Here is a 2,835-nt window from a genome sequence, read left to right as displayed (position 1 = left end):
TCTACGGAGCCGGCCAGGACCTGCTGGTGGATTCCTTCTCGGGAAATGTCAAGGGGATGGGGCCGGCGGTCGCTGAAATCGAGTTCGACGAGCGGCCGAACGAGCCATTCCTCTTCTTCGCCGCCGATAAGACCGACCCCGGCGCCTACAACCTCCCGCTCTACCTCGCCTTCGCCGACCCCATGAACACTCCCGGGCTTCTGCTTTCGCCCAACATGTCGAAGGGCTACCGTTTCGTCATCATGGACGTCAACTGCACCACGCACGACCGCGTCATCGAGTTGGACGCTCCCGAGCATCTGTATGACATAGCGGCGCTGTTGCGCGATCCGGAGCGCTACGTCATCGAGTCCATCTGGTCGAGGGCATCGGGTGAACAGGCAGCCGCCGTGGCCACTTCGCGCCTCCACAATATCGCGGGCAAGTACACGGGCAAAGACGATCCCGTCATGCTCGTGCGTGTGCAGATGAACTTTCCCGCCACCGGCGAGGTCCTTGCCCCTTACGCGATCGGCCACTTCGTGGCCGGCGGCATGCGCGGCTCGCATCACATGCCGCTGATGCCCGTGGCTCTCAATACCGGCATCAGCTACTTCGACGGACCGCCCGTTGTCTCCTGCGCCGGATTTTGTGTTCACAATGGGAAGTTGACGGAGCATATAGATGCATTTGCCCACCCCTTCTGGGACACGGTCCGGGGGCACGTGGCCAACAAGTCCATGGAAATGCGGCGCCAGGGTTTCGCCGGAGCGGCGATGGCTCCGGTGAGCGAACTCGAATACACCGGAATCAGTGAAAAACTGAAAGCTCTCGACGGGCGCTTCACGCTGCGCGGAGCGGCGGTCACCGTATGAATCATGCTGGATCTGAATCTCGATAGTTTGCAGCGGTACTTGAGTTCGCTTCTGCGAGCGCCCGTAACCGTGCTGGGCATGGCTCCGCTTGGAAAGGAACCGCGCGAGCAGGACGTGAAGGGTTACGGATACGGAACTCCTATCCGCGTGGATTACGAAATCGGAGGCGAGCGGCGGGCGGCCGTCCTGCACACCATCACTCCCGGCCCTTTCGGCCACGAGCACATGCCGGACCGGGCGCGGATCCTGCTGTGGGAGCACCAGGCGTTCAACCGGCTTCCGCGTCACGTTCCGTCGCTCGATGTCGGCGTATTCCAATCAGACGGCGCCCTGCTCTCATTGGGCCGCGCCGGGGAACCGTTTCTCCTCACCGGCTATGCGGAAGGGGAGAGCTACGCTTTCGATCTTGAACGGCTGCGTTCGACGGACTCGCTCACCGCTTCCGACATCGAGCGCGCCGATGCGCTATGCGATTATCTTGTCGGGATTCATCGCGTGCCGGGAAGAAACCCTGATCTCTACCAGCGCCGCATTCGCGAACTGGTGGGTCACGGGGAGTGCATCATGGGGCTTACCGACTCCTATCCTCCCCATCCTCTGATCCCGCCCACGCTGCTGGAACAGATCGAACACCACTGTGTCCGCTGGCGGTGGAAGCTGAAGCCGCTGGCGCACCGCCTTTGCCAGGTCCACGGGGATTTCCACCCCTGGAATATCCTGTTTCGCTCCGGAACCGATTTCTCCCTGCTCGACCGCTCGCGGGGAGAATTCGGCGACCCGGCCGACGATGTCACCTCGCTCACCATGAACTACCTCCTGTTCTCGCTTCAGAGAAGCGGACGGCTCGAGGGAGTCTTCGACACGCTCTTCCGCCGTTTCTGGGAGCGCTACATCGAGCAAAGCGGGGACGGCGAAATCCTCCGCGCGGCGGCTCCTTTCTTCGCCTTTCGCGGGCTCGTCATCGCCCACCCGGTCTGGTATCCCGCGCTGTCGGATTCCATTCGCCGGAAGCTGCTCTGTTTCGTGCTTGCCGTGCTCGATGCGAACTGTTTCGATCCGGCCGGAGTGAACCGCTACTGTGGAGCGTAGGGAAGCTTTCGCCGTGTGGATTACGGGGTTGCCGGCCTCGGGGAAATCGACGCTGGCCGCCTTTCTGCGGACAGAGCTTGCGGAGCGCGGGATCGATGCCGCTGTCCTCGAGTCCGATGTTCTTCGCCTGGTCTTCACCCCGCATTCCGATTACGACGAGCAGGATCGAGAAACCTTCTACCGGCGGATGACCTGGGTAGGCGCGCTGCTCGTGCGGCACGGAGTGCCGGTGATTTTCGACGCGACGGCGAACCGGAGGGCGTACCGCGACGAGGCCAGGCGGCAGATCGAGCGGTTTCTCGAGGTGTATGTCGAATGCCCGCTCGAGGTCTGTATGTCACGGGACCCAAAGGGAATTTACCGTCTTGGGCGGGAGGGAGGGGCGCGGCATGTTCCAGGTTCTCAGGATCCATACGAACCGCCGCTCGCCCCGGATCTGGTGATCCGGGGCGATGCCGGCGAGCCGTCGGAATCGGCTCGCCGCATTATTGAAACATTGTCTTCCCGCCGATATCTCTAATACAGGGATGTGGCAGGAAACTCGCCACGTCGAGGAGCGGAGCGTATGCCACTCGTAAAGCACCGGCTTGAGAAGAGCTTTGCTTTTCTCGAAACATTGGCGTTGATCCGGAGCATCGAGGGAGACGAGTCTTTCGGAAGGGCGGCGGAAGGACGGATCGTGCAGCGTGAGGTGATCGATCTCGAGATGCAGGAAGTGGACGCGGCAATCGATAATATCTGTCAGCGATCGAGCGAACGCGCGGCCTGAGGGAAAACACTCACACCACCCGTGGGTCAACTGGCGCTGACGCTCGTTCGGGAATGCGTACCATTCGCGTAAAACCACCCTATCCCAACCGTAGGGCCCTTTGAAATTACATAACTCTTACAA

Annotated in this window: 4 protein-coding genes; all 4 read left to right on the top strand. The window is 61.5% G+C overall.

What is annotated here, in order from left to right:
• On the top strand, positions 1–854 hold an 854-nt coding region (locus WMK75_RS18900), incomplete at its 5' end, for a fructose 1,6-bisphosphatase (RefSeq protein WP_347269118.1).
• A gap of 3 nt (positions 855–857) precedes the next feature.
• Complete coding sequence (locus tag WMK75_RS18895) at positions 858–1,943, top strand: phosphotransferase (RefSeq protein ID WP_347269117.1); 1,086 nt, start codon at positions 858–860, stop codon at positions 1,941–1,943.
• A gap of 13 nt (positions 1,944–1,956) precedes the next feature.
• A complete protein-coding gene (cysC, locus tag WMK75_RS18890; protein WP_347269116.1) occupies positions 1,957–2,463 on the top strand; it encodes an adenylyl-sulfate kinase in 507 nt (168 codons plus the stop codon).
• A 45-nt stretch (positions 2,464–2,508) separates the two neighbouring features.
• Complete coding sequence (locus tag WMK75_RS18885) at positions 2,509–2,712, top strand: hypothetical protein (protein ID WP_347269115.1); 204 nt, start codon at positions 2,509–2,511, stop codon at positions 2,710–2,712.
• Positions 2,713–2,835: the final 123 nt, after the last annotated feature.

The organism is Paracoccus sp. (in: a-proteobacteria), assembly GCF_039808215.1.
Taxonomy (GTDB): domain Bacteria; phylum Pseudomonadota; class Alphaproteobacteria; order Rhodobacterales; family Rhodobacteraceae; genus Paracoccus.
Note: the sequence above shows the minus strand (reverse complement) of the source record. Positions and strands in the feature narration are given on the sequence as shown.

Bases quoted from the DNA above. Each gene is read 5' to 3' on its own strand.
- WMK75_RS18895 (WP_347269117.1), top strand. From the start codon at position 858: ATGCTGGATCTGAATCTCGATAGTTTGCAGCGGTACTTGAGTTCGCTT.
- WMK75_RS18885 (WP_347269115.1), top strand. From the start codon at position 2,509: ATGCCACTCGTAAAGCACCGGCTTGAGAAGAGCTTTGCTTTTCTCGAA.